The 20,860-nt window shown below is 70.8% G+C and carries 21 protein-coding genes; 14 read left to right on the forward strand and 7 right to left on the reverse strand.

What is annotated here, in order from left to right:
• Positions 1–87 precede the first annotated feature (87 nt).
• The 7 genes from MTF65_RS23910 (at position 88) to MTF65_RS23940 (ending at position 7,191) form a co-directional block, all read left to right on the forward strand.
• Positions 88–906 (forward strand): acetoacetate decarboxylase family protein, encoded by an 819-nt coding sequence (locus MTF65_RS23910; protein WP_243630968.1) that lies wholly within the window; start codon positions 88–90, stop codon positions 904–906.
• Position 907: 1 nt separating this feature from the next.
• A complete protein-coding gene (locus MTF65_RS23915; RefSeq protein WP_243630969.1) occupies positions 908–1,792 on the forward strand; it encodes an SDR family NAD(P)-dependent oxidoreductase in 885 nt (294 codons plus the stop codon).
• 11 nt (positions 1,793–1,803) lie between these two features.
• Positions 1,804–3,132, forward strand: a complete 1,329-nt coding sequence (locus tag MTF65_RS23920) for an amidohydrolase family protein (protein ID WP_243630970.1) — start codon at positions 1,804–1,806, stop codon at positions 3,130–3,132.
• Positions 3,129–4,352, forward strand: a complete 1,224-nt coding sequence (locus MTF65_RS23925) for an amidohydrolase family protein (RefSeq protein ID WP_243630971.1) — start codon at positions 3,129–3,131, stop codon at positions 4,350–4,352. Before MTF65_RS23920 ends, MTF65_RS23925 begins: the two co-directional genes overlap by 4 nt.
• Before the next feature lie 138 nt (positions 4,353–4,490).
• Positions 4,491–5,414 carry a sterol desaturase family protein gene (locus MTF65_RS23930; RefSeq protein ID WP_243630972.1) on the forward strand — a complete coding sequence of 308 codons (924 nt, stop codon included), beginning with the start codon at positions 4,491–4,493 and terminating at the stop codon, positions 5,412–5,414.
• The gene (locus MTF65_RS23935; RefSeq protein ID WP_243630973.1) at positions 5,411–6,094 is read left to right on the forward strand and encodes a lysoplasmalogenase; all 684 of its coding nucleotides are present in this window, start codon (positions 5,411–5,413) and stop codon (positions 6,092–6,094) included. The genes MTF65_RS23930 and MTF65_RS23935 overlap by 4 nt, the downstream gene beginning before the upstream one ends.
• Before the next feature lie 53 nt (positions 6,095–6,147).
• A complete protein-coding gene (locus MTF65_RS23940) occupies positions 6,148–7,191 on the forward strand; it encodes a zinc-dependent alcohol dehydrogenase family protein (protein WP_243630974.1) in 1,044 nt (347 codons plus the stop codon).
• A gap of 100 nt (positions 7,192–7,291) precedes the next feature.
• Here MTF65_RS23940 and MTF65_RS23945 read toward each other — a convergent pair whose 3' ends face one another.
• A complete protein-coding gene (locus MTF65_RS23945; protein ID WP_243630975.1) occupies positions 7,292–8,836 on the reverse strand; it encodes a S8 family serine peptidase in 1,545 nt (514 codons plus the stop codon).
• Positions 8,837–9,097: 261 nt separating this feature from the next.
• Between MTF65_RS23945 and MTF65_RS23950 the strand changes: the two genes are divergently transcribed.
• The 3 genes from MTF65_RS23950 (at position 9,098) to moaA (ending at position 12,257) form a co-directional block, all read left to right on the forward strand.
• A complete protein-coding gene (locus tag MTF65_RS23950) occupies positions 9,098–9,463 on the forward strand; it encodes a DUF485 domain-containing protein (RefSeq protein ID WP_243630976.1) in 366 nt (121 codons plus the stop codon).
• On the forward strand, positions 9,460–11,100 hold the full coding sequence (locus MTF65_RS23955) for a cation acetate symporter (RefSeq protein WP_243630977.1): 1,641 nt from the start codon (positions 9,460–9,462) through the stop codon (positions 11,098–11,100). The genes MTF65_RS23950 and MTF65_RS23955 overlap by 4 nt, the downstream gene beginning before the upstream one ends.
• Before the next feature lie 167 nt (positions 11,101–11,267).
• Complete coding sequence (gene moaA / locus MTF65_RS23960; protein ID WP_243630978.1) at positions 11,268–12,257, forward strand: GTP 3',8-cyclase MoaA; 990 nt, start codon at positions 11,268–11,270, stop codon at positions 12,255–12,257.
• A 39-nt stretch (positions 12,258–12,296) separates the two neighbouring features.
• Here the strand turns inward: moaA and MTF65_RS23965 are convergent, their stop codons facing one another.
• Both MTF65_RS23965 and MTF65_RS23970 read right to left on the reverse strand, forming a co-directional pair.
• Positions 12,297–12,560 (reverse strand): hypothetical protein, encoded by a 264-nt coding sequence (locus MTF65_RS23965; RefSeq protein ID WP_243630979.1) that lies wholly within the window; start codon positions 12,558–12,560, stop codon positions 12,297–12,299.
• Positions 12,561–12,698: 138 nt separating this feature from the next.
• Entirely contained in the window at positions 12,699–13,079 is a 381-nt protein-coding gene (locus tag MTF65_RS23970; protein ID WP_243630980.1) for a DUF3099 domain-containing protein, read from the reverse strand.
• 128 nt (positions 13,080–13,207) lie between these two features.
• Here MTF65_RS23970 and MTF65_RS23975 point away from each other — a divergent pair, with 128 nt between their 5' ends.
• Positions 13,208–13,486, forward strand: coding sequence for a GlsB/YeaQ/YmgE family stress response membrane protein (locus MTF65_RS23975; RefSeq protein WP_243630981.1), 279 nt, complete (start codon positions 13,208–13,210; stop codon positions 13,484–13,486).
• Positions 13,487–13,492: 6 nt separating this feature from the next.
• Here MTF65_RS23975 and tyrS read toward each other — a convergent pair whose 3' ends face one another.
• From tyrS to MTF65_RS23990, 3 genes are all read right to left on the reverse strand, one after another.
• Positions 13,493–14,758 carry a tyrosine--tRNA ligase gene (tyrS, locus tag MTF65_RS23980; RefSeq protein ID WP_243630982.1) on the reverse strand — a complete coding sequence of 422 codons (1,266 nt, stop codon included), beginning with the start codon at positions 14,756–14,758 and terminating at the stop codon, positions 13,493–13,495.
• A 69-nt stretch (positions 14,759–14,827) separates the two neighbouring features.
• Positions 14,828–16,222 carry a metallopeptidase TldD-related protein gene (locus MTF65_RS23985; RefSeq protein WP_374207290.1) on the reverse strand — a complete coding sequence of 465 codons (1,395 nt, stop codon included), beginning with the start codon at positions 16,220–16,222 and terminating at the stop codon, positions 14,828–14,830.
• Positions 16,222–17,745, reverse strand: coding sequence for a TldD/PmbA family protein (locus MTF65_RS23990; protein WP_243630984.1), 1,524 nt, complete (start codon positions 17,743–17,745; stop codon positions 16,222–16,224). The genes MTF65_RS23985 and MTF65_RS23990 overlap by 1 nt, the downstream gene beginning before the upstream one ends.
• Before the next feature lie 185 nt (positions 17,746–17,930).
• Here MTF65_RS23990 and fabG point away from each other — a divergent pair, with 185 nt between their 5' ends.
• The 3 genes from fabG (at position 17,931) to MTF65_RS24005 (ending at position 20,066) form a co-directional block, all read left to right on the forward strand.
• Positions 17,931–18,650, forward strand: coding sequence for a 3-oxoacyl-[acyl-carrier-protein] reductase (gene fabG, locus MTF65_RS23995; protein ID WP_243630985.1), 720 nt, complete (start codon positions 17,931–17,933; stop codon positions 18,648–18,650).
• Positions 18,651–18,655: 5 nt separating this feature from the next.
• Positions 18,656–19,426 (forward strand): enoyl-ACP reductase FabI, encoded by a 771-nt coding sequence (fabI, locus tag MTF65_RS24000; RefSeq protein WP_243630986.1) that lies wholly within the window; start codon positions 18,656–18,658, stop codon positions 19,424–19,426.
• A 208-nt stretch (positions 19,427–19,634) separates the two neighbouring features.
• On the forward strand, positions 19,635–20,066 hold the full coding sequence (locus MTF65_RS24005; RefSeq protein WP_243630987.1) for a hypothetical protein: 432 nt from the start codon (positions 19,635–19,637) through the stop codon (positions 20,064–20,066).
• 61 nt (positions 20,067–20,127) lie between these two features.
• Here MTF65_RS24005 and MTF65_RS24010 read toward each other — a convergent pair whose 3' ends face one another.
• The gene (locus MTF65_RS24010) at positions 20,128–20,799 is read right to left on the reverse strand and encodes a FadR/GntR family transcriptional regulator (protein ID WP_243630988.1); all 672 of its coding nucleotides are present in this window, start codon (positions 20,797–20,799) and stop codon (positions 20,128–20,130) included.
• Between the last annotated feature and the right edge of the window lie 61 nt (positions 20,800–20,860).

A 20,860-nucleotide genomic window follows, 5' to 3' on the forward strand; every position in this document is an offset into this window, starting at 1 on the left:
TGTGCGGGGGTCTTTACCCTTCATCGGCAGCGGTGTAACTCTGTTACAGAGCCCCCGGGGCTGACCCCAACGAAGGGTGGTACACCCATGGCACGCATCCGGTACGGAGCGCGCACCGAGGCGGAGATCGCGGCCTCGCGCGAGAAGAGCGCCAAGCTCCCCGACATCTGGTCCACCGGTGTGGTGGCCGTCTGGGAGAGCGACCCGGACGTGATCGCGGCGGTCCTGCCGCCACCGCTCAAGCCCGCCGAACAGCCCCTGGTGCGGGCCAACATCAGCAAGGTCGATCTGCCCGGCTACCCGCTCGGCGCCGGCTCGGTGGCCGTCGCCGCCCGCCACGGCGGGGTCGAGGGCTGGTACCCGCTGGTCATGCCGATGACCCACGAGCGCGCCCTGATCGGTGGCCGCGAGGTCTTCGGCGAGCCGAAGAAGCTGGGCGAGGTCACGGTGGAGCGCGAGGGACTCGTCGTACGGGCCGCACTCGCCCGGCACGGGATCGCCTTCGTGGAGGTACGCGGGGCGGTGGACCGCGAGCTGCCGCTGCCCGAGCCCACCGCCAAGACCGACTTCTACTTCAAGTTCCTTCCGGCCGTGGACGGTTCGGGCTTCGACGGCGACCCGGTGCTCGTGCACTGCGTCCGCAACGAGAAGGTCCGCAAGCTGGAGCACGTCACCGGTGACATCGTCCTGCGCGAGTCGATGTTCGACCCCGTCGCCGACCTTCCCGTACGCCGGATCGTGGAGATCACCATCGGCGAGAAGACCACCGACCAGAAGGGCCGGGCCGTCGAGCGGGTCAGCGCCCAGGCCCTGCTCCCGTACATCCACCAGCGCTACGACGACCCCCTCCAGATCCTGGACGCGCCCCCGCCGGGAAGCACAAAGGGGACAAAGGGGAGTGTCTGAGATGCGGCTCGAACCGGGACAGGTGGCCGTCGTCACCGGCGCCGCCAGCGGCATCGGCCTCGCCATGGCCCGCCGCTTCGCCGCCGAAGGGCTGCAGGTCGTCCTCGCGGACGTGGAGGAAGGCGCCCTGCGCAAGGCCGCCGACGAGCTGACGGCGGACGGGGCCCAGGTGCTCGCCCAGGTCGTGGACGTCAGCGACCGCGACTCCGTCGTCTCCCTCGCGGACGCCGCCTACGACACCTTCGGCGCCGTCCACGTGCTCTGCAACAACGCGGGCGTCGGCTCCGGGGCCGAGGGGCGGATGTGGGAGCACGAGCCCAACGACTGGAAGTGGGCCTTCTCCGTCAACGTCTGGGGCGTCTTCCACGGCATCCAGGCCTTCGTCCCCCGCATGATCGAGGGCGGCGCCCCGGGCCACGTCGTCAACACCTCCTCCGGCGACGGCGGCATCGCCCCGCTGCCCACCGCCTCCGTGTACGCCGTCACCAAGGCGGCCGTGGTCACCATGACCGAGTCCCTGTACGCGCACCTCAAGGCGGAGGGCGTGGACATCGGCGCCTCCGTCCTCTTCCCCGGGCCGCACATGCTGCGCACCGGGCTGTGGGAGTCGCACCGCAACCGGCCTGAGCGGTACGCGAAGGAGCGGCCGCGCAGAACCCCGTACCGCAGCCTCGACCAGTACGAGGCCGCGATGCGGCAGGCCGGCCACGAGGTGGAATTCACCCCGGTCGAGGAGGTCGCCGAGCACGTCCTCGACGGCATCCGCGCCGACCGCTTCTGGATGCTCCCGGCGAGCGAGCACAGCGACCGGCAGATCCGCGCCCGGTCGCAGTCGATGCTCGACCGCGCCAACCCCGCCTACCTGGAAAGCTTCATCCTCGACTGAGGAGCGTCGTCGTGAGTGCGAAGAAGGACCCGTACGAGAACGAGAACGCGAACGAGAACGCGTACGAAGACCCGTACCTGATCATCTCCTCCGACTGCCACGCGGGCCTGCCCACCGAGCGGTACCGCCCCTACCTCGACTCCCGCTTCCACCCCCAGTTCGACGAGTTCCTCGGCCAGCGCGACGCCCGGCGCGAGGAGGCCACCCGCCTCGGGGTCCGCAACGAGGCCTTCGCCCAGAAGTGGTTCCACGACCACGAGGAAGGCCTCAAGGGCGGCTGGGACACGGGCCGGCGCCTGAAGGAACTCGACGGCGACGGGGTGGCCGCCGAGGTCGACTTCCCCGACGCGGACGCCGTGGACAGCCAGACCGCCGCCCCCTTCGGGGTGGGTCTGGGGCTCTCCGGCGACCAGGACCCCGAGCTGGGCATGGCGGGCGCGCAGGCGCACAACCGGTGGCTGGCGGAGTTCGTCGGCGAGCATCCCGAACGCCACTGCGGAGTCGCCCTGCTGCCCATCACGGGCGAGCCGGCGAAGGTGGTCGCCGAGATCCACCGGGCCAGGGAATCCGGGCTCGGCGCGCTGATGATCCCCTCGATGTGGGTGGACCGGGCGCCCTACCACGACCGCCGCTACGACCCCGTGTGGGCGGCGGCGGCCGAGACGGGGATGCCGGTCGTCACGCACTCGGGCGCCGCCCCGCGCCACGAGTACGGAGACCACCTCGGCATCTACGTCTCCGAGGTCACCTGGTGGCCGGCCCGCCCGCTGTGGTTCCTCCTCTGGTCCGGCGTCTTCGAGCGGCACCCGGGACTGAGGTTCGGCATCGCCGAATCGGGCTGCTGGTGGCTGCCGAACCAGCTGTGGTTCATGGACCGGCTCTACCTCGGCGCCCACGGCGGCAAGAAGCTGTCCCCGTTCGCGGAGCTGAAGCGCCCGCCGAGCGAGTACCTGGACCGCCAGGTGTTCATCTGCGCCACGAACACCAAGCGGCGCGAGCTGGCGCAGCGCTACGAGATCGGCGTGGACAACATCTTGTGGGGCTCGGACTTCCCGCACCCCGAGGGGACTTGGCCCGACACCCGCAACTGGCTGCGGAACACCTTCCACGACATCCCGGTCGAGGAGACCCGGCGGATGCTGGGCCTGGCGGCGGCGGAGGTCTTCGGCTTCGACACGGGGAAGCTGGCCCCGATCGCCCGCCGGATCGGTCCGACGCCGGCGGAGCTGGGCCAGCCTGCGGACCAGGCGGCGGTGGAGGCTTCCTGGGCCCGCTCCCGCGAGGTGGGCCGGCACTGGCTGACGGACCACGACTTCCCGTCGCTGGGGGTGTCGTCGTGACGTCCGAGGACCGCTACACGGTGATCTCGGCGGACTGCCACGCGGGCGCGGACCTGCTGGACTACAAGCCGTACCTGGAGAAGCGGCACCACGAGGAGTTCGACGCCTGGGCGTCCTCGTACGTGAACCCGTACGAGGACCTCCTCGCGGACACGGCGGACCGCAACTGGAACTCCGCGCGCCGGCTGGCGGAACTGGAGGCGGACGGCATCGTGGCCGAGGTCCTCTTCCCGAACACCATCCCGCCGTTCTTCCCGAGCGCCTCCCTGATGGCCCCGGCGCCCTCCCGCGAGGAGTTCGCCCTGCGCTGGGCGGGGCTGCGGGCCCACAACCGGTGGCTCGCGGACTTCTGCGCGGACGCCCCGGGCCGACGGGCGGGGGTGGCCCAGATCCTGCTGAACGACGTGGACGAGGCGGTGCGCGAGATCCGCCGCACGCGCGACGCCGGCCTCACGGGAGGCGTCCTGCTCCCGGGCGCCCCGCCCGGCAGCGGGATTCCCGAGCTCTACTCCGCCGCGTACGACCCCATCTGGGCGGTGTGCGACGAGCTGGACGTCCCGGTCAACCACCACGGCGGCTCGGCATCCCCGCCGCTCGGCGAAGAACCGGCGGCCCGGGCGGTGTTCATGGTGGAGACCACCTGGTTCTCCCACCGCGCCCTGTGGCACCTGATCTTCGGCGGGACCTTCCGCCGCCACCCCGGCCTGAAGCTGGTCCTGACCGAGCAGGGCTCCGGCTGGATCCCGGGGGTGATGGAGATGCTGGACTACTACCACGGCCGGCTGGTCGCGGCCTCGGCCACGGCCGAGTCCAAGTTCGGGGCGGGCCTGGCCGATTCGATGGGCAAGGGCCCCAGTGAGGTCTGGCGGGACAACTGCTTCGTGGGGGCGAGCTTCATGCGCCCGCACGAGGTCCCGCTGCGGCACCGGATCGGCCTCGACAAGATCATGTGGGGCAGTGACTACCCCCACGACGAGGGCACCACCCCCTTCTCCCGCGAAGGCCTCCGCATCGCCTACGCGGGCCTCCCGCGAGAGGAGGTCGCCGCGATGGTCGGCGGCAACGCGGCCCGCGTGTACGGCTTCGACCTCCCGCTCCTGGACGCGCTCGCCGCCAAGCACGGCCCCCTGGTCCCGGAGATCGCCGAGCCCCTGACGGAGGTCCCGCCGCACGCCACCAGCCCGGCCTTCGCCCGTGGCGGCTCGGTCCGCGTCTGGTAGCGCAGCCGTTCCATCGAGCCCCGCCCTCCCGCTCACGCCGACCGGGAGGGCGGGGGCGCGAACCGTCGGTAACATCGATGGATACCGATCGGTAACAACCCCTAGCGGCACCCCGGAAACCGCCTCTATGGTGCGGGCATGCCGAACCTGCCCGATGTCGTGCTGTGGTCCATACCCGCCTTCGTTCTGCTCACCGTCATCGAGCTGGTGAGCTACCGGATCCACCCCGACGAGGACGCCGCCGGATACGAGGCCAAGGACGCCGTCACCAGCGTCGGCATGGGACTCGGCAGCCTCGTCTTCGACTTCCTCTGGAAGATCCCGATCGTCGCCGTCTACACCGCGCTCTACGAACTCACCCCGCTGCGGGTGCCGGTGCTGTGGTGGACCATCCCGCTGATGCTGCTCGTACAGGACTTCCTCTACTACTGGCAGCACCGCGGACACCACGTGATCCGCATCCTGTGGGCCTGCCACGTCGTCCACCACAGCAGCCGCAAGTTCAACTTCACCACCGCGCTGCGCCAGCCCTGGACCAGCGCCACCTCCTGGCCGTTCTACCTGCCGATGATCGCCCTCGGCGTGCACCCGGCCGCCATCGCCTTCTGTTACTCCGTCAACCTCGTCTACCAGTTCTGGATCCACACCGAGCGCGTCGGCAAGCTGGCGCGCCCCTTCGAGTACGCCTTCAACACCCCCTCCCACCACCGCGTCCACCACGCCTCCCAAGGCGGCTACCTGGACCGCAACTTCGGCGGGATCCTGATCGTCTGGGACCGCATGTTCGGCTCCTGGGTGGGCGAGGGGGAGAAGCCCGTCTACGGTCTGACCAAGAACATCAGCACCTACAACCCGCTGCGCGTGGCCACGCACGAGTACGCCGCCATCGCCCGGGACGTACGCCGTGCCTCCGGCTGGCGCGAGCGCGCCGGGCGCGTCTTCCGCGGCCCCGGCTGGCAGCCCGCGCCGACACCGGCCGGGGCCACCGGCGAGGCCCCGGCCAACGCCCCGGCCGGCGCCGCCCCCGCGACCGCCCCCGCGACCGCCGAGCACGCCGCGTGAGTGCCGCCGAGTCCCGTACGCCCACCTGGGCCCGCCCGGTACCCGCCGACGCGGCGCCCGCCGCCGGGGTGCTGCTGGCCGCCTTCGCCGCGGCCGCCGCCCTCGACCTCGGCTCGCTGCTGGCCGGCTGGCACCTCGGACACGTCATCGCCAAGCCGCTGCTGATGCCGCTGCTCGTCGCCGGCATGATCGTCCGCCGGGCCCCCCGCCCGCTGATCGCGGCCCTGCTGTTCGGCTGGGGCGGGGACCTGGCCCTGCTCTTCGACGCCGAGCCCGCCTTCCTCGTCGGCATGGGCTCCTTCGCCGCCGGGCACGTCTGCTACCTCGTGCTCTTCGGCCGCCGCGGGACGCACCCCGCGCTCGGGGCCGCGTACGCCGTGGCACTCGTCGGTACCGTCGCCCTGCTCTGGGGAGACCTCCCGGCCGACCTGCGCGTCCCCGTCGCCGGCTACAGCCTGCTGCTCACCGCCATGGCCTACCGCTCCAGCGCCCTCGGCGTGCGCGCCGGCGTCGGCGGGGCACTGTTCCTGCTCTCCGACACGCTCATCGCCACCGGGGTCGCCGAGTGGCCGCAGCTGCCCCGGCCGGACTTCTGGATCATGGCCACCTACCTGGCGGCCCAGTACCTGCTGGCCACCGGGGCCCTCGGGCGTCCGGATCCGGAAACCGGCGTACGGTAGGTCGGCCAGTCGTACAAGACTGAACCATCCCCGAGCCGGAGGACTGCACCACCATGCGCGCCACCGTCATCCACGCCCCGCACGACATCCGCGTGGAGGAGGTGCCCGACGCCGCGATCCAGCGCCCCGAGGACGCCGTCGTCCGCGTCCTGCGCGCCTGCATCTGCGGCAGCGACCTGTGGGCCTACCGTGGCGAGGCCGCGCGCCAGCCGGGCCAGCGCATCGGCCACGAGTTCCTCGGCATCGTCGAGGAGACCGGCTCCGCGGTGTCCGGCCTGCGCGCCGGCGACCTCGTCGTCGCCCCGTTCATGTGGTCCGACGGCACCTGCGACTACTGCTCCGAGGGCCTGTACACCTCCTGCGCGCACGGCGGGTTCTGGGGCTCGGTCGGCCACGACGGCGGCCAGGGCGAGGCCGTCCGGGTCCCGCACGCCGACGGCACCCTCGTGAAGCTGCCCGCCGAGGCCGCCACCGACGAGCACCTGCTGACCGGGCTGCTCGCGCTCTCCGACGTCATGGGCACCGGGCACCACGCGGCGCTGGGCGCGGGGGTCCGCAAGGGCTCCACGGTCGCGGTCGTCGGTGACGGCGCGGTGGGCCTGTGCGGCGTCCTCGCCGCCAAGCGGCTCGGCGCCGAGCGGATCATCGCACTGGGCCGCCACACCGTCCGTACGGACATAGCGAAGCTCTTCGGGGCCACCGACGTCGTCGCCGAGCGCGGCGAGGCCGCCGAGGCGGCCGTCCGCGAGCTGACCGGCGGCCAGGGCGCGCACTGCGTCATCGAGGCCGTCGGCACCGAGGTGTCCATGCGGACCGCCGTGAACATCACCCGCGACGGCGGCGCCATCGGCTACGTCGGTGTCCCGCACGGCAGCGGAACCGGCCTGGACCTCGGGGTGATGTTCGACCGCAACATCACCCTGCGCGGCGGCGTGGCCCCGGTGCGCGCGTACATCCCCGAGCTGCTGGAGGACGTCCTGAGCGGCGCCATCGACCCGTCGCCGGTGTTCGACCGCGCCGTGTCCCTGGAGGAGGTCCCCGAGGGGTACCGGGCGATGGACGACCGCAGCGCGCTGAAGGTGCTCATCAAGGCCTGACCCCGCGCGGCGGCGGGAACGGCCGAGGGGCCGCGGGGAGATGTTCCCCCGCGGCCCCTCGGTACGTCGTACGTCCGGTACGCCCGGTACGTCCGTGCGGTTAGTTCACGGCCTTCAGCGCGTCGACCACGCCGTAGCCGTAGTAGCCGGTCTGGCCCCACTTGCTGTTGCAGGTGGTGGCGTCGATCAGCGCGCCGGTGTTGTCGTAGACCTTCTCGGGGCAGGCCACCTTCGTGGCCTGGCCCTTCAGCATCGCCTGGAGCTGCGAAGGCGTCGCGTACGGGTGCGCGCTCTTCAGCAGGGCCGCGACGCCCGCGACGTGCGGGCCGGCCATCGAGGTGCCCTGCTTGTAGCCGTAGCCGCCGCCCGGGACGGTCGACAGCACGCGGCCGTTGGCGTCCGGGGTGCCCGGGACCTGGTACTTGTCGCCGCCGGGGGCCGCGACGTCGACGACACCCAGGCCGTAGCTGGAGTAGTACGACTTGAAGCCCTTGTCACCGGTCGCGCTCACCGTGACCACACCCGGCAGCTGGGTGGGCATGTCCAGGCAGACCTTGGGGTCGATGGTGCGCGGCACCGGGGTGGTGTCGTTCGGGCTGCTGTCGTCCAGGATCGAGTCCGCGGCCAGGTCGTGGTTGGAGTTGCCGGCCGAGGCCACGTGGAGCACGCCCTTGCGCTCGGCGTACTTCGTCGCCCGGGAGAGGGCCTCCACCAGCGCCTTCTGGTCGTCGTCCGACTTGCAGTTGTAGAGCCACGGGTCGACGTAGTAGCTGTTGTTGGTCACCTCGATCCCCTTCTCGGCGGCGAACATGAAGCCGCAGACGACCGCCTCGGTGTAGAAGAGGCTGGTCCCGGGCTCGCTCACCTTGATGCCCGCGACCTTGACGCCGGGCGCCACGCCGCTGATGCCGACGCCGTTGCGCGCGGCCGCGATGGTGCCGGCCACGTGCGTGCCGTGGTCGCTGCCGTCCGCGTACGGGCGCCAGGCGCCCTCGGAGGTGTCCGCGACACCGCCGACGCAGTTGGCGGACTGGCTCGCGGAGAAGTTCGGCGCCAGATCGGGGTGGGTGTCGTCCACGCCCGTGTCGATGACGCCCACCGTGACGTCCTGGCTGCCATCGTTGATCTTGTGAGCCTGGTCCGCCTTGATCGCCCGCAGGTCCCACTGGTTGGGCTCCAGCGGCTCCTCGCCCGTCGCGGCCTCCGCCGCCGACTTGGCGGCGTCCGCCTCGCTCAGCGTCTGCGTCGTGCCCTCTTCGGTGGTCTGCACCGGCGACAGCGGGGCCGTCCGGGTGGCGCCCACCGACACGAACAGGCCGCGCTGGGCGCGCAGCTGCTTGGCGAAGTCCGGGTTCTGGGAGTGTGCGACGACGACCCCGATCTGCTCATAGGACGTCACGACCGTTCCACCGGCCCGCTCGATGGCCTTCTGCGCGGCCGTCACCGTGGCGTACGTGTTCAGGTTCGCGACGTACGAGAGCTTGGGGCCGGTGGTGTCGGGCTTCGCCGCGGTCGTCGCGTCCGCCGTGTTGCCCAGCGGGGCGGCGGAGGCCGCGACCGAGGGCAGGAAGGCGAGCGAGGCGGTGAGCGCCAGGCCGACCGGTACGGCGAGACGACGCCGGCGGCCGGATCCCAGATGAGCCATGGGTTCTCCACATCATCCGTAAAAAAGGCCGTCCGCGCGCGATTGCGCAGGACGACGGGTTCATGACAGGTGAACCTAGTGCCGACATTCGCCTTTGCGCCATCAGTTCGAGAAATCAGTTTTCAAAGAATCAGCGGGTGTTGAACCGTCGCGACACGCCGGCCGTGCCGTTGACAGGGGGGATCAGCACCGCCGTCCCCCCACACGGAGGTTGTTTTGTCCGTCGTCCCCACCGCACCCGCGTCACAAGGAGAGCCCCCCGTGACCACCGAAGCAGCGCCGCCCCAGGGCAGCGCGGGAACATCCGTGGCGAGCCACACGGCCGAAGAGTTCAGGAGCGTCCAGCAGAGCGCCGACTTCGCCGAACTGCGGACGTCCCACCGCTCGTTCGCCTTCCCGCTCACCGTGGCCTTCATCGCCTGGTATCTGCTCTACGTCCTGTTGTCCAACTACGCGGGCGACTTCATGGGGACCAAGCTCTTCGGCAACATCAACGTCGCCCTCGCGCTCGGCGTCGCCCAGTTCGCGACGACGTTCCTGATCGCCTGGCTGTACTCCCGGCACGCCGCCGCCCGGCTCGACCCGAAGGCCGACGCGATCAAGGCGCGGATGGAGGCCGGCGCATGAGCAACACCCTCCCGACCCTCCCCCTCGCGACGACCCTCGCCGCCGGCGCCTCCGAGCACCGCCCGCTGATCATCACCCTGTTCGGGCTCTTCGTCGTCGCCACCCTCGTCATCACGGTCTGGGCCGGCCGCCAGACCAAGGACGCCGCCGACTTCTACGCGGGCGGCCGCCAGTTCACCGGCTTCCAGAACGGCCTCGCCATCTCCGGCGACTACATGTCCGCCGCGTCCTTCCTCGGCATCGCCGGAGCCATCGCCCTCTTCGGCTACGACGGCTTCCTCTACTCCGTCGGCTTCCTCGTGGCCTGGCTGGTGGCCCTGCTGCTCGTCGCCGAGCCGCTGCGCAACTCCGGCCGCTACACGATGGGCGACGTCCTCGCGTACCGGATGCGCCAGCGGCCCGTCCGGACCGCAGCGGGCACCTCCACCATCGTGGTCTCGATCTTCTACCTGCTGGCCCAGATGGCCGGCGCCGGGGTGCTCGTCTCGCTGCTCCTCGGCATCACCAGCGACGGCGGCAAGGTGGCCATCGTCGCCCTGGTCGGCGTCCTGATGATCGTCTACGTGACCATCGGCGGCATGAAGGGCACCACCTGGGTCCAGATGGTCAAGGCCGTCCTGCTCATCGCGGGCGCCCTGCTGATCACCTTCCTGGTGCTGCTGAAGTTCGACTTCAACATCTCCGACCTGCTGGGGAAGGCCGCCGAGAACAGCGGCCAGGGCGCCAAGTTCCTGGAGCCCGGTCTGAAGTACGGCAAGGACTCCACGACCAAGCTGGACTTCATCTCCCTCGGCCTCGCCCTGGTCCTGGGCACCGCCGGCCTGCCGCACATCCTGATCCGCTTCTACACGGTGCCCACCGCGAAGGCCGCCCGTAAGTCCGTGAACTGGGCCATCGGCATCATCGGCGGCTTCTACCTGATGACGATCGCCCTCGGCTTCGGGGCCGCGGCCCTGCTCAAGCGGGCCGACATCATCGCCTCCAACAAGGCCGGCAACACCGCGGCCCCACTGCTGGCCCAGGCCGTCGGCGGCGGACCCGACTCCACCGGCGGCGCGATCCTGCTCGCCGTGATCTCCGCCGTAGCCTTCGCCACCATCCTCGCGGTCGTCGCGGGCCTCACCCTGGCCTCCTCGTCGTCCTTCGCGCACGACATCTACGTGAACGTGATCCGCAAGGGCCAGGCCACCGAGAAGGAGGAGGTCCGGGCCGCCCGCTGGTCCACCGTGGTCATCGGCGCCGTCGCCATCGGCCTCGGAGCCCTCGCCCGCGACCTCAACGTGGCCGGCCTCGTCGCCCTCGCCTTCGCGGTCGCCGCCTCCGCCAACCTGCCGACGATCCTCTACAGCCTCTTCTGGAAGCGCTTCACCACCCGGGGCGCGCTGTGGTCCATCTACGGCGGCCTGGTCTCCTCGGTCGTCCTGGTGCTCTTCTCCCCGGTCGTCTCCGGGAAGCCCACCTCGATGTTCAAGGACGCCGACTTCTACTGGTTCCCCCTGGAGAACCCCGGCATCATCTCCATCCCGCTCGGCTTCCTCCTCGGCTGGCTGGGAACCGTCCTGTCCAAGGAGAAGGCCGACCCCGACAAGTTCGCGGAACTGGAGGTCAGGTCGCTCACGGGAGTCGGCGCCCACTGACACCCAGCGTGGCCGCGTCGTACTTCTCTACGACGCGGCCGCGTCACGTCTCGTTCATTCGGGCACCACTACATGTAACAACCGTCGCGTAGGCTCGAAACCAGCGCAGACGTCCACCTGATGCCCGCGTGAACCTCGATGGAACCGGACAGGGGAGGAGGCCCACAGTGCTTCTCGACACCTACGGCCGCGTGGCCACTGACCTGCGCGTCTCACTCACCGACCGGTGCAATCTGCGCTGTACGTACTGCATGCCCGAGGAGGGTCTGCAGTGGCTCGGAAAATCGGATCTGCTCAGTGACGACGAGATCGTCCGGCTGATCCGCATAGCGGTCACCCGGCTCGGCATCACCGACGTCCGCTTCACCGGCGGCGAGCCGCTGCTGCGCCCCGGCCTCGTCGGGATCGTCGAGCGGTGCGCGGCCCTGGAGCCCCGCCCGAAGATGTCGCTCACCACCAACGGCATCGGCCTCAAGCGCACCGCACAGGCGCTCAAGGCCGCCGGCCTGGACCGGGTGAACGTCTCCCTGGACACCCTGCGGCCCGAGGTCTTCAAGACCCTCACCCGCCGCGACCGCCACCACGACGTCATCGACGGCATGGCCGCGGCCCGCGAGGCCGGCCTGACCCCCGTCAAGGTCAATGCCGTCCTGATGCCCGGCCTCAACGACGACGAGGCCCCCGACCTGCTCGCCTGGGCCGTGGAGAACGAGTACGAGCTCCGCTTCATCGAGCAGATGCCGCTCGACGCCCAGCACGGCTGGAAGCGCGACGGCATGATCACCGCCGGGGACATCCTGGAATCCCTGCGCACCCGCTTCACGCTCACCGAGGAAGGCGCCGCCGAGCGCGGCTCCGCCCCCGCCGAGCGCTGGGTCGTCGACGGCGGCCCGGCCACCGTCGGCGTCATCGCCTCGGTCACCCGCCCGTTCTGCAGCGCCTGCGACCGCACCCGGCTCACCGCCGACGGGCAGGTCCGTACGTGCCTCTTCGCCACCGAGGAGTCGGACCTGCGCGGCGCCCTGCGCTCGGGCGCCCCGGACGAGGAGATCGCCCGGCTGTGGAAGGTCGCGATGTGGGGCAAGAAGGCCGGGTCCGGCCTCGACGAACCGTCCTTCACGCAGCCCGACCGCCCGATGTCGGCGATCGGCGGCTAGCTGTATGCGGCCGGCCGGCCGTATGGAGGGCTCGGACGGCTACGGCCGCTCCGAGCCCTCCGGCTGTACCCACTGGTCGAGCTCCACGACGTCCTTGAGGAAGCCGCGCACCCCCAGGAACTGGGAGAGGTGCTCGCGGTGCTCCTCGCACGCCAGCCAGGTCTTGCGCCGCTCCGGCGTGTGCAGCTTCGGGTTGTTCCACGCCAGGACCCAGACCGCCGTGTCACGGCAGCCCTTGGCGGAGCAGGTGGGAGCGGCGTCGGGGCTCTCGGAGGCGTTCGCATCCGTATCAGGGGAGTTCACAGCCTCAACCCTACAAACGGAAGGGCGACGCCGAGCAGCCACGGGGGGAGCTGCCCGGCGTCGGTCCGTCGCTCCGACGGGGGATGCGGAGCGCGTAGGCAGTATGTCACGCAGGACCCGGTGCGGTGCACCGGAACTTCATGATTGATCTGAGCTTTTCTTGAGGTTTCCCGCGCCCAGCGCCGGACGCACCGGCGCGGGCATGAAATGGGAGGGCAGCGAGGGCGTCGACTCGCGGCCCGCGTTGGCGATGACCACGGCCACGTAGGGCAGCAGCGCGCCCGCGACGAGCGTCACGATCGCCACATGGCGTTCCACGTTCCACAGGAGCACCGTGGCGATGACCGACAGGGTCCGGATCCCCATCGAGATCACGTACCGGCGCTGCCGCCCGCGCACGTCCTCCGCGAGACCCATCCGCGCCCCGGTGATCCGGAAGACCTCGGCCCCGTTCCGCTTCGTCCGCTGCACGCTCCACCACCCGATTCGTCTGCCGGACACTCCCCGGCCCGGACGCATCCACCGTACGCCGCCTCCCCGGAGGGCAGGAGAGGGGGTGTCGCCCGAATGGCCGCCCGACATGCGCGGTGGACCGGCCGGCCCGAGACTGAGCGCACTGCGCACAACGCGCCACGAGGAGGCTCGACATGCAATGGTTGTGGGCGATCATCGTCGGTTTCGTGCTGGGCCTCATAGCCCGGGCCGTCCTGCCCGGCAAGCAGCACCAGCCCCTCTGGCTCACCACGCTCTTCGGCATCGTTGGCGCCCTCCTCGGCAACGCCGTCTCGGGGTGGATCGGCGTGGAGGACACCAGGGGTATCGACTGGATCCGGCATCTGCTGCAGCTCGCCGGAGCCGTCCTGATCGTCGGACTGGGCGACATGGCGTACAAGGCCGTCAGAGGGAACAAGAGCCGGACGGCATAGCCGGCCTCAGCCCGTGACCTCGACCGCCGCCAGGTTCTTCTTGCCGCGGCGCAGCACCAGCCAGCGCCCGTGCAGCAGGTCCTCCTTGGCGGGTACCGCGTCCTCGGCGGTGACCTTCACGTTGTTCACGTAGGCACCGCCCTCCTTCACGGTCCGGCGGCCGGCCGACTTGCTGGGGACCAGCCCCGTCTCCGCGAGCAGGTCCACGACCAGGCCCGGCTCGGCGACCCGCGCGTGCGGCAGCTCCGACAGGGCCGCGGCGAGCGTGGCCTCGTCCAGCTCCGCCAGGTCGCCCTGGCCGAACAGCGCCTTCGACGCGGCGATCACGGCGGCGCACTGGTCGGCGCCGTGCACCAGCGTGGTCAGCTCCTCGGCGAGCGCGCGCTGGGCGGCACGCGCCTGCGGTCGCTCGGCGGTCTGCGCCTCCAGCTCCTCCAGCTCCTCACGGGACTTGAAGGAGAGGATCCGCATGTAGGTGGAGATGTCCCGGTCGTCCACGTTCAGCCAGAACTGGTAGAACGCGTACGGGGTGGTCATCTCCGGGTCGAGCCAGACGGCGCCGCTCTCGGACTTGCCGAACTTGGTGCCGTCCGCCTTGACCATCAGCGGCGTCGCCATGGCGTGGACGTTCGCGTGCGGCTCCAGGCGGTGGATCAGGTCGAGACCGGCCGTCAGGTTGCCCCACTGGTCGGACCCGCCCTGCTGCAGGGTGCAGCCGTAGCGACGGTAGAGCTCAAGGAAGTCCATGCCCTGGAGCAGCTGGTAGCTGAACTCCGTGTAGCTGATGCCCTGGTCGGACTCCAGCCGGCGGGCGACGGAGTCCTTCGTCAGCATCTTGTTGACGCGGAAGTGCTTGCCGATGTCCCGCAGGAACTCGATGGCGGTCAGGCCCGCCGTCCAGTCCAGGTTGTTCACCATGACCGCGGCGTTCTCACCCTCGAAGGACAGGAACGGCTCGATCTGCGCCCGCAGCCGGTTCACCCAGTTCGCGACCGTCTCCGGATCGTTCAGGGTGCGCTCGGCCGTGGGCCGCGGGTCACCGATCTGACCCGTGGCCCCGCCGACGAGTGCCAGCGGCCGGTGCCCGGCGAGCTGGAGCCGCCGCACGGTGAGCACCTGCACCAGGTGCCCCACGTGCAGGGAGGCGGCGGTCGGGTCGAAGCCGCAATAGAACGTGACAGGACCGTCCGCGAACGCCTTGCGCAGCGCTTCTTCGTCGGTGGACAGGGCGAAGAGCCCACGCCACTTCAGTTCGTCGACGATGTCCGTCACGGTCTCTCGACTCCTTCGAATCCTTCGAATGATGGAATTGCGTCACTCAGGTGACTCAGTCTAGGTGGGTCAGACGCCCTTGCTGACCGAGCTCATGTTGAAGTCCGGGATGCGCAGAGCGGGCATCGCGGCCCGGGTGAACCAGTCGCTCCACTCGCGCGGCAGGGTCTTCTCGGTCCGGCCGGCCTCGGAGGCCCGCGAGAGCAGGTCCACCGGCGACTCGTTGAACCGGAAGTTGTTGACCTCGCCTACGACCTGCCCGTTCTCCACCAGGTAGACGCCGTCCCGGGTCAGGCCCGTGAGCAGCAGGGTGGCCGGATCCACCTCGCGGATGTACCAGAGGCAGGTCAGCAGCAGACCCCTCTCGGTGGCGGCCACCATCTCCTCCAGGGACTTCTCGCCGCCCCCGTCCAGGATCAGGTTCCCGAAGCCGGGGGCGAGCGGCATCCCCGTCATGCCCGCCGTGTGCCGGGTCGTGAGCAGACGGGCCAGCTCGCCGTCCCGGATCCAGTCGGTCGCCGGGACCGGCAGGCCGTTGTCGAACACCGAGGCGTCGTCGCTGGAGCTGTGCGCGATCACGAACGGCGCGGTCTCCAGGCCCGGCGCGTTCGGGTCGCTGCGCAGGGTGAGCGGCAACTGGGACAGCTTCTCCCCGAGCCGGGTGCCGCCGCCGGGCTTGGAGAAGACCGTCCGGCCCTCCACGGCGTCCCGGGCGACCGCCGACCACATCTGGTAGATCACCAGGTCGGCTACCGCCGTCGGCGGCAGCAGCGTCTCGTACCGCCCGGCGGGCAGCTCGATCTTCCGCTCGGCCCAGCCCAGGCGTACGGCGAGCTCCGCGTCCAGGACCGTCGGGTCCACGTCCTTGAAGTCCCGGGTCGAGCGGCCGGCCCAGGCCGAGCGCTGCCGGTCCGGTGACTTGGCGTTGAGCTCCAGCGTGCCGTTGGGCTGGTCGTGGCGCAGCCGCAGCCCCGTCGAGGTGCCGACGTACGTGGAGACCAGCTCGTGGTTGGCGAAGCCGTACAGCTCCCGCCCGCCGGCGCGGGCCCGGGCGAAGGCCTCGCCGAGCGCCGGGGCGAAGTCCGTGAACACCGCCGAGGAGGTCTCGGCCGGGGCGTCGGTGAAGTCCGGTGAGGCCGGGGTGCCCTTCACCAGCGGCTGGGCGTCCTCCGCCGGGGCGGCCCCGCGCGCGGCCGCCTCGGCGGCCCGTACCAGCGGCTCCAGGTCGTCGGCGGTGACGGCGGAGCGCGACACGACCCCCGAGGCCGTGCCCTCCTTGCCGTCGACCGTCGCGATGACGGTCAGGGTCCGGCCGCGGGTGACGCCGTTCGTGGTGAGCGCGTTGCCCGCCCAGCGCAGGTTGGCGGTGGACTCCTCGTCGGCGATGACGACGCAGCCGTCGGCGGTGGACAGCTCCAGCGCGCGCTCGACGATCTCGTGCGGCTTCATTCGGCTCATCGACATCAGCGTCCGCCCTCCTGGGTGGTGTTGAGAATGTTCACGTCGCGGAACAGCGCGGACGGGCAGCCGTGCGAGACCGAGGCGACCTGCCCCGGCTGGGCCTTGCCGCAGTTGAAGGCGCCGCCGAGCACGTAGGTCTGCGGGCCGCCGAGCTTCTCCATCGAGCCCCAGAACTCGGTGGTCGTGGCCTGGTACGCGACATCGCGCAGCTGCCCGGCCAGCTTGCCGTTCTCGATCCGGAAGAACCGCTGCCCGGTGAACTGGAAGTTGTAGCGCTGCATGTCGATCGACCAGGAGCGGTCGCCGACCACGTAGATCCCGCGCTCCACCCCGCCGATCAGGTCCTCGGTGGACAGCCCGCCCGGATCCGGCTGGAGCGAGACGTTCGCCATCCGCTGCACCGGGACGTGCCCGGGGGAGTCGGCGTAGGCGCAGCCGTTGGAGCGCCCGAGGCCGGTCAGCTTCGCGATCCGCCGGTCCAGCTGGTAGCCGGTCAGGGTGCCGTCCTTGACCAGGTCCCAGCTCTGGGCCTCGACGCCCTCGTCGTCGTACCCGATGGTGGCCAGGCCGTGCTCGGCGGTGCGGTCACCCGTCACGTTCATGATCGAGGAGCCGTACTTGAGCTTGCCCAGCTGGTCGAAGGTGGCGAAGGAGGTCCCGGCGTACGCCGCCTCGTAGCCCAGGGCCCGGTCGAGCTCGGTGGCGTGGCCGATGGACTCGTGGATGGTGAGCCACAGGTTGGACGGGTCCACGACCAGGTCGTAGCGACCGGCCTCGACGCTCGGCGCCCGCATCTTCTCGGCGAGCAGGCCGGGGATCCGCTCCAGCTCGGCGTCCCAGTCCCAGCCGGTGCCGGTCAGGTACTCCCAGCCGCGGCCGGCCGGCGGGGCGATGGTGCGCATCGAGTCGAACTCGCCGGTGGTGCCGTTCACGGCCACGGCGGTGAGCTGTGGGTGGATCCGCACCCGCTGCTGCGTGGTCATGGTGCCCGCGGTGTCGGCGTAGAACTTGTTCTCGTGGACGGCGAGCAGCGAGGCGTCCACGTGCGCCACCCCCTCGGCCGCCAGCAGGCGGGAGCTCCAGTCGGCGAGCAGCGCCGCCTTCTCCGCGTCCGGAACCTCGAACGGGTTCACGTCGTAGGAGGAGATCCAGGTCTTGTCGGCGTGCACCGGCTCGTCGGCGAGCTCCACGCGCTCGGCCGAGCCTGCCGCCTTGATCACCTGGGCGGAGAGCTTCGCCATGGCCACGGCCTGCGAGGCCACCTTGGCGGCGCCGTCCATGGTGAGGTCCACGCCGGAGGCGAATCCCCAGCTGCCCGCGTGAACCACCCGGACCGCGTAACCGAGGTCGGTGGTGTCGGACCCGCCGGAAGGCTTGGCGTCGCGCAGCCGCCAGGAGGCGCTGCGGATACGCTCCAGCCGGAAGTCGGCATGGTCGGCGCCCAGCGCGCGGGCCCGGGCGAGCGCCGCGTCGGCGAGCGCCCGCAAGGGCAGCGCGGTGAAGGCCGCGTCGATGGAATGGGGCACGGAAGTCCTCCCGGGGTCGGGGCCGGTCGCCCCGATCATGTCGCGCTCAGGGCCCGTGTGCCTACATCTTTCTGTAGGGACTCGACAGAGCCCGTCGCAAGGCCCTGTCGGAGCCGGATTCTTTGTACAGCCGATCCGGCCTATAGGTTTTCGGTACTCATACCGCCAAGCGAAAGGGTGATCTGTTGAGCCGCTCGGTTCTCGTCACCGGAGGAAACCGGGGCATCGGCCTCGCCATCGCCCGTGCCTTCGCGGAGGCCGGAGACAAGGTCGCGATCACGTACCGGTCCGGCGAGCCGCCGCAGGAGCTCATCGACCGGGGTGTCCTGGCCGTCCGCTGCGACATCACCGACTCCGACCAGGTGGAGCAGGCCTACAAGGAGATCGAGGACAAGCACGGCGCGGTCGAGGTGCTGGTGGCCAACGCCGGCATCACCAAGGACACGCTGCTGATGCGCATGTCCGAGGAGGACTTCGCGTCGGTCGTCGACACCAACCTCACCGGCACCTTCCGGGTGGTCAAGCGCGCGAACCGCGGCATGCTCCGCGCCAAGAAGGGCCGCGTCGTCCTGATCTCCTCGGTCGTGGGACTGCTGGGCGCCGCCGGGCAGTCCAACTACGCCGCCTCCAAGGCGGCGCTGATCGGCTTCGCCCGCTCGCTGGCCCGTGAGCTCGGCTCCCGCAACATCACCTTCAACGTGGTCTCTCCGGGCTTCGTGGACACCGACATGACGAAGGTGCTCACCGACGAGCAGCGCGCGGCGATCGTGGGCCAGGTGCCGCTCGCCCGCTACGCGCAGCCCGAGGAGATCGCGGCAGCCGTGAGCTTCCTGGCGTCCGACGACGCCGCGTACATCACCGGAGCCGTCATTCCCGTTGACGGCGGATTGGGCATGGGTCACTGATCACCATGAGCGGAATTCTCGACGGCAAGCGCATCCTCATCACGGGGGTGCTGACGGAGCAGTCCATCGCCTTCCACACCGCCAAGCTGGCCCAGGAGCAGGGCGCCGAGGTCATCCTGACCGCGTTCCCCCGCCCGACGCTGACCGAGCGCATCGCCAAGAAGCTGCCCAAGCCGGTCAAGGTCATCGAGCTCGACGTCACCAACGACGAGCACCTGGCCCGCCTGGAGGGCATCGTCCGCGACGAGCTCGGCGGCCTCGACGGGGTCGTCCACTCGATCGGCTTCGCGCCGCAGGACGCCCTCGGCGGCAACTTCCTGAACACCCCGTTCGAGTCGGTGGCCACCGCCATGCACGTCTCGGCGTTCTCGCTGAAGTCGCTGACCATGGCCTGCAAGCCGCTGTTCCCGCACGAGGGCGCGGCCGTCGTCGGCCTCACCTTCGACGCGCAGTTCGCCTGGCCGCAGTACGACTGGATGGGCCCGGCCAAGGCCGCGCTGGAGGCCACCAGCCGCTACCTCGCCCGCGACCTGGGCAAGGAGAACATCCGCTGCAACCTGGTCTCGGCCGGTCCGCTCGGCTCGATGGCCGCGAAGTCCATCCCGGGCTTCTCGGAGCTGGCGGACGTCTGGAACTCGCGCTCGATGCTGGAGTGGGACATGAGCGACCCGGAGCCGGCGGGCAGGGGCGTCGTGGCCCTGCTGTCGGACTGGTTCCCGAAGACCACCGGCGAGATCGTCCACGTGGACGGCGGCCTGCACGCGATGGGTGCCTGATCGCCTGATCCAGGGCCCCGAGTCCGTACGGCGGCGGCCGCGTCTCCCTTCCGGGAGGCGTGGCCGCCGTCGTGTTCGGGGGTGGGGCCGAGGTGTCGATCGAATGTTCGCCCTCCGGCGGGATCTTCCCGAGTCGAAAACGCGGACAGATACCTGCAAACTGGCATCGTCGGGATCTTCCCGGCTCCTGCGGGGAGGAGGTACGGGAGTGCGCGCGAGGCGGAGCCGAGCGGTATCGCTACTGGTCACCTCGGTGGTTCTCACCGGATTCCTGATCCCCGGAGCCGTCGCGCAGCCCGACGGAGCCGACCCGGCGTACGGCCCCGAGGCGGTGCCCCCGGCGGTCGTGGACCTGGACGAGATCCCCGCCGAGCCACCCGTACAGCTCGCGCCGACGGCCTCCCGCGAGCTCTTCGGCGCCGACTGCGACACCGAGATCGAGGGCTCGCGGGTGGCGGCGTACTGCCACAACAGCTACCCCGAGACCGACCGGATCCGGCTGCACGTGGAGTGCGACCGCTGGTGGGACGTGGACGGGGACGGCGCCGCCGTGGCCGTGGGGCCGGCCGGGCGGGTCGAGCTCGCCGGCCGCTGCTGGAAGGAGGTCCGCTCCGCCTGGGTGAGCCACGAGCGGCCCTGAGGGCCGCACCTGAGGGCGTATCTGGAGCCGTCCCCGGGAGTCGTCGCTCCCGTCGCCGGCGTCAGCGCTTGCCGAGGCAGACGAACGGGTAGCCCGCCGCCTCCGAGGCCGCGGTGTCCGCGTCCCCGCGCCGGACCGCCTCGATCAGCCGCGCGTGGTCCACGTGCGACGCGGGATCGAGCACCGTGCCGACGTCCGTCCGCAGCCAGTCCGCCACCAGATCGCCGAGGTCCGCGTACAGCTCGATCAGCACCTCGTTGTGCGAGGCCGCCACCACCGCCATGTGGAGCGCCACGTCCGCCGCCACGAACACTTCCGCGTTCCCGCCCTCCCACGCCTCCTCGCGCCGGGCCAGCAGCGCGTCCAGCTGTACGAGGTCCCGCGCGCTCCGCCGCTCCGCCGCGAGTCGCGCCGCCGAGGACTCCAGCGTCGAGCGCAGCTCCGCGATGTCCCGGGGGTCGGCCCCGGCGAAACGGCGGTGCATCACCCCGGCCAGCTCGCTGGTGGCGAGCACGTACGTGCCCGAACCCTGCCGGATGTCGAGCAGGCCGTTGTGCGCGAGGGCCCGGACGGCCTCCCGCACGGTGTTGCGGGCGACGCCCAGCAGCTCCACCAGCTCCGGCTCCGTGGGGATGCGGGAGCCGACCGGCCATTCACCGGAGGTGATCTGGTTCCTGAGCTGGGCGATCACCTGATCGGCGAGCGCGGATCGCCGGGGCGAGGTCAGCGGCATGGGGGCGGGGTCCTCTCCGAGAACGGAAGGCACAGTGGACAACCAATCATCCCATGATTCT

Source organism: Streptomyces sp. APSN-46.1 (genome assembly GCF_022815725.1).
In the GTDB taxonomy this organism is placed as follows: Bacteria; Actinomycetota; Actinomycetes; order Streptomycetales; family Streptomycetaceae; genus Streptomyces.

Coding starts and splice junctions, on each gene's coding strand:
- MTF65_RS23910 (WP_243630968.1), top strand. CDS start 88: ATGGCACGCATCCGGTACGGAGCGCGCACCGAGGCGGAGATCGCGGCC.
- MTF65_RS23945 (WP_243630975.1), bottom strand. CDS start 8,836: ATGGCTCATCTGGGATCCGGCCGCCGGCGTCGTCTCGCCGTACCGGTC.
- MTF65_RS23940 (WP_243630974.1), top strand. CDS start 6,148: ATGCGCGCCACCGTCATCCACGCCCCGCACGACATCCGCGTGGAGGAG.
- fabI (WP_243630986.1), top strand. CDS start 18,656: ATGAGCGGAATTCTCGACGGCAAGCGCATCCTCATCACGGGGGTGCTG.
- MTF65_RS23955 (WP_243630977.1), top strand. CDS start 9,460: ATGAGCAACACCCTCCCGACCCTCCCCCTCGCGACGACCCTCGCCGCC.
- MTF65_RS23975 (WP_243630981.1), top strand. CDS start 13,208: ATGCAATGGTTGTGGGCGATCATCGTCGGTTTCGTGCTGGGCCTCATA.
- MTF65_RS23970 (WP_243630980.1), bottom strand. CDS start 13,079: ATGCGTCCGGGCCGGGGAGTGTCCGGCAGACGAATCGGGTGGTGGAGC.
- MTF65_RS23930 (WP_243630972.1), top strand. CDS start 4,491: ATGCCGAACCTGCCCGATGTCGTGCTGTGGTCCATACCCGCCTTCGTT.
- MTF65_RS23985 (WP_374207290.1), bottom strand. CDS start 16,222: ATGTCGATGAGCCGAATGAAGCCGCACGAGATCGTCGAGCGCGCGCTG.
- MTF65_RS23915 (WP_243630969.1), top strand. CDS start 908: ATGCGGCTCGAACCGGGACAGGTGGCCGTCGTCACCGGCGCCGCCAGC.
- MTF65_RS24010 (WP_243630988.1), bottom strand. CDS start 20,799: ATGCCGCTGACCTCGCCCCGGCGATCCGCGCTCGCCGATCAGGTGATC.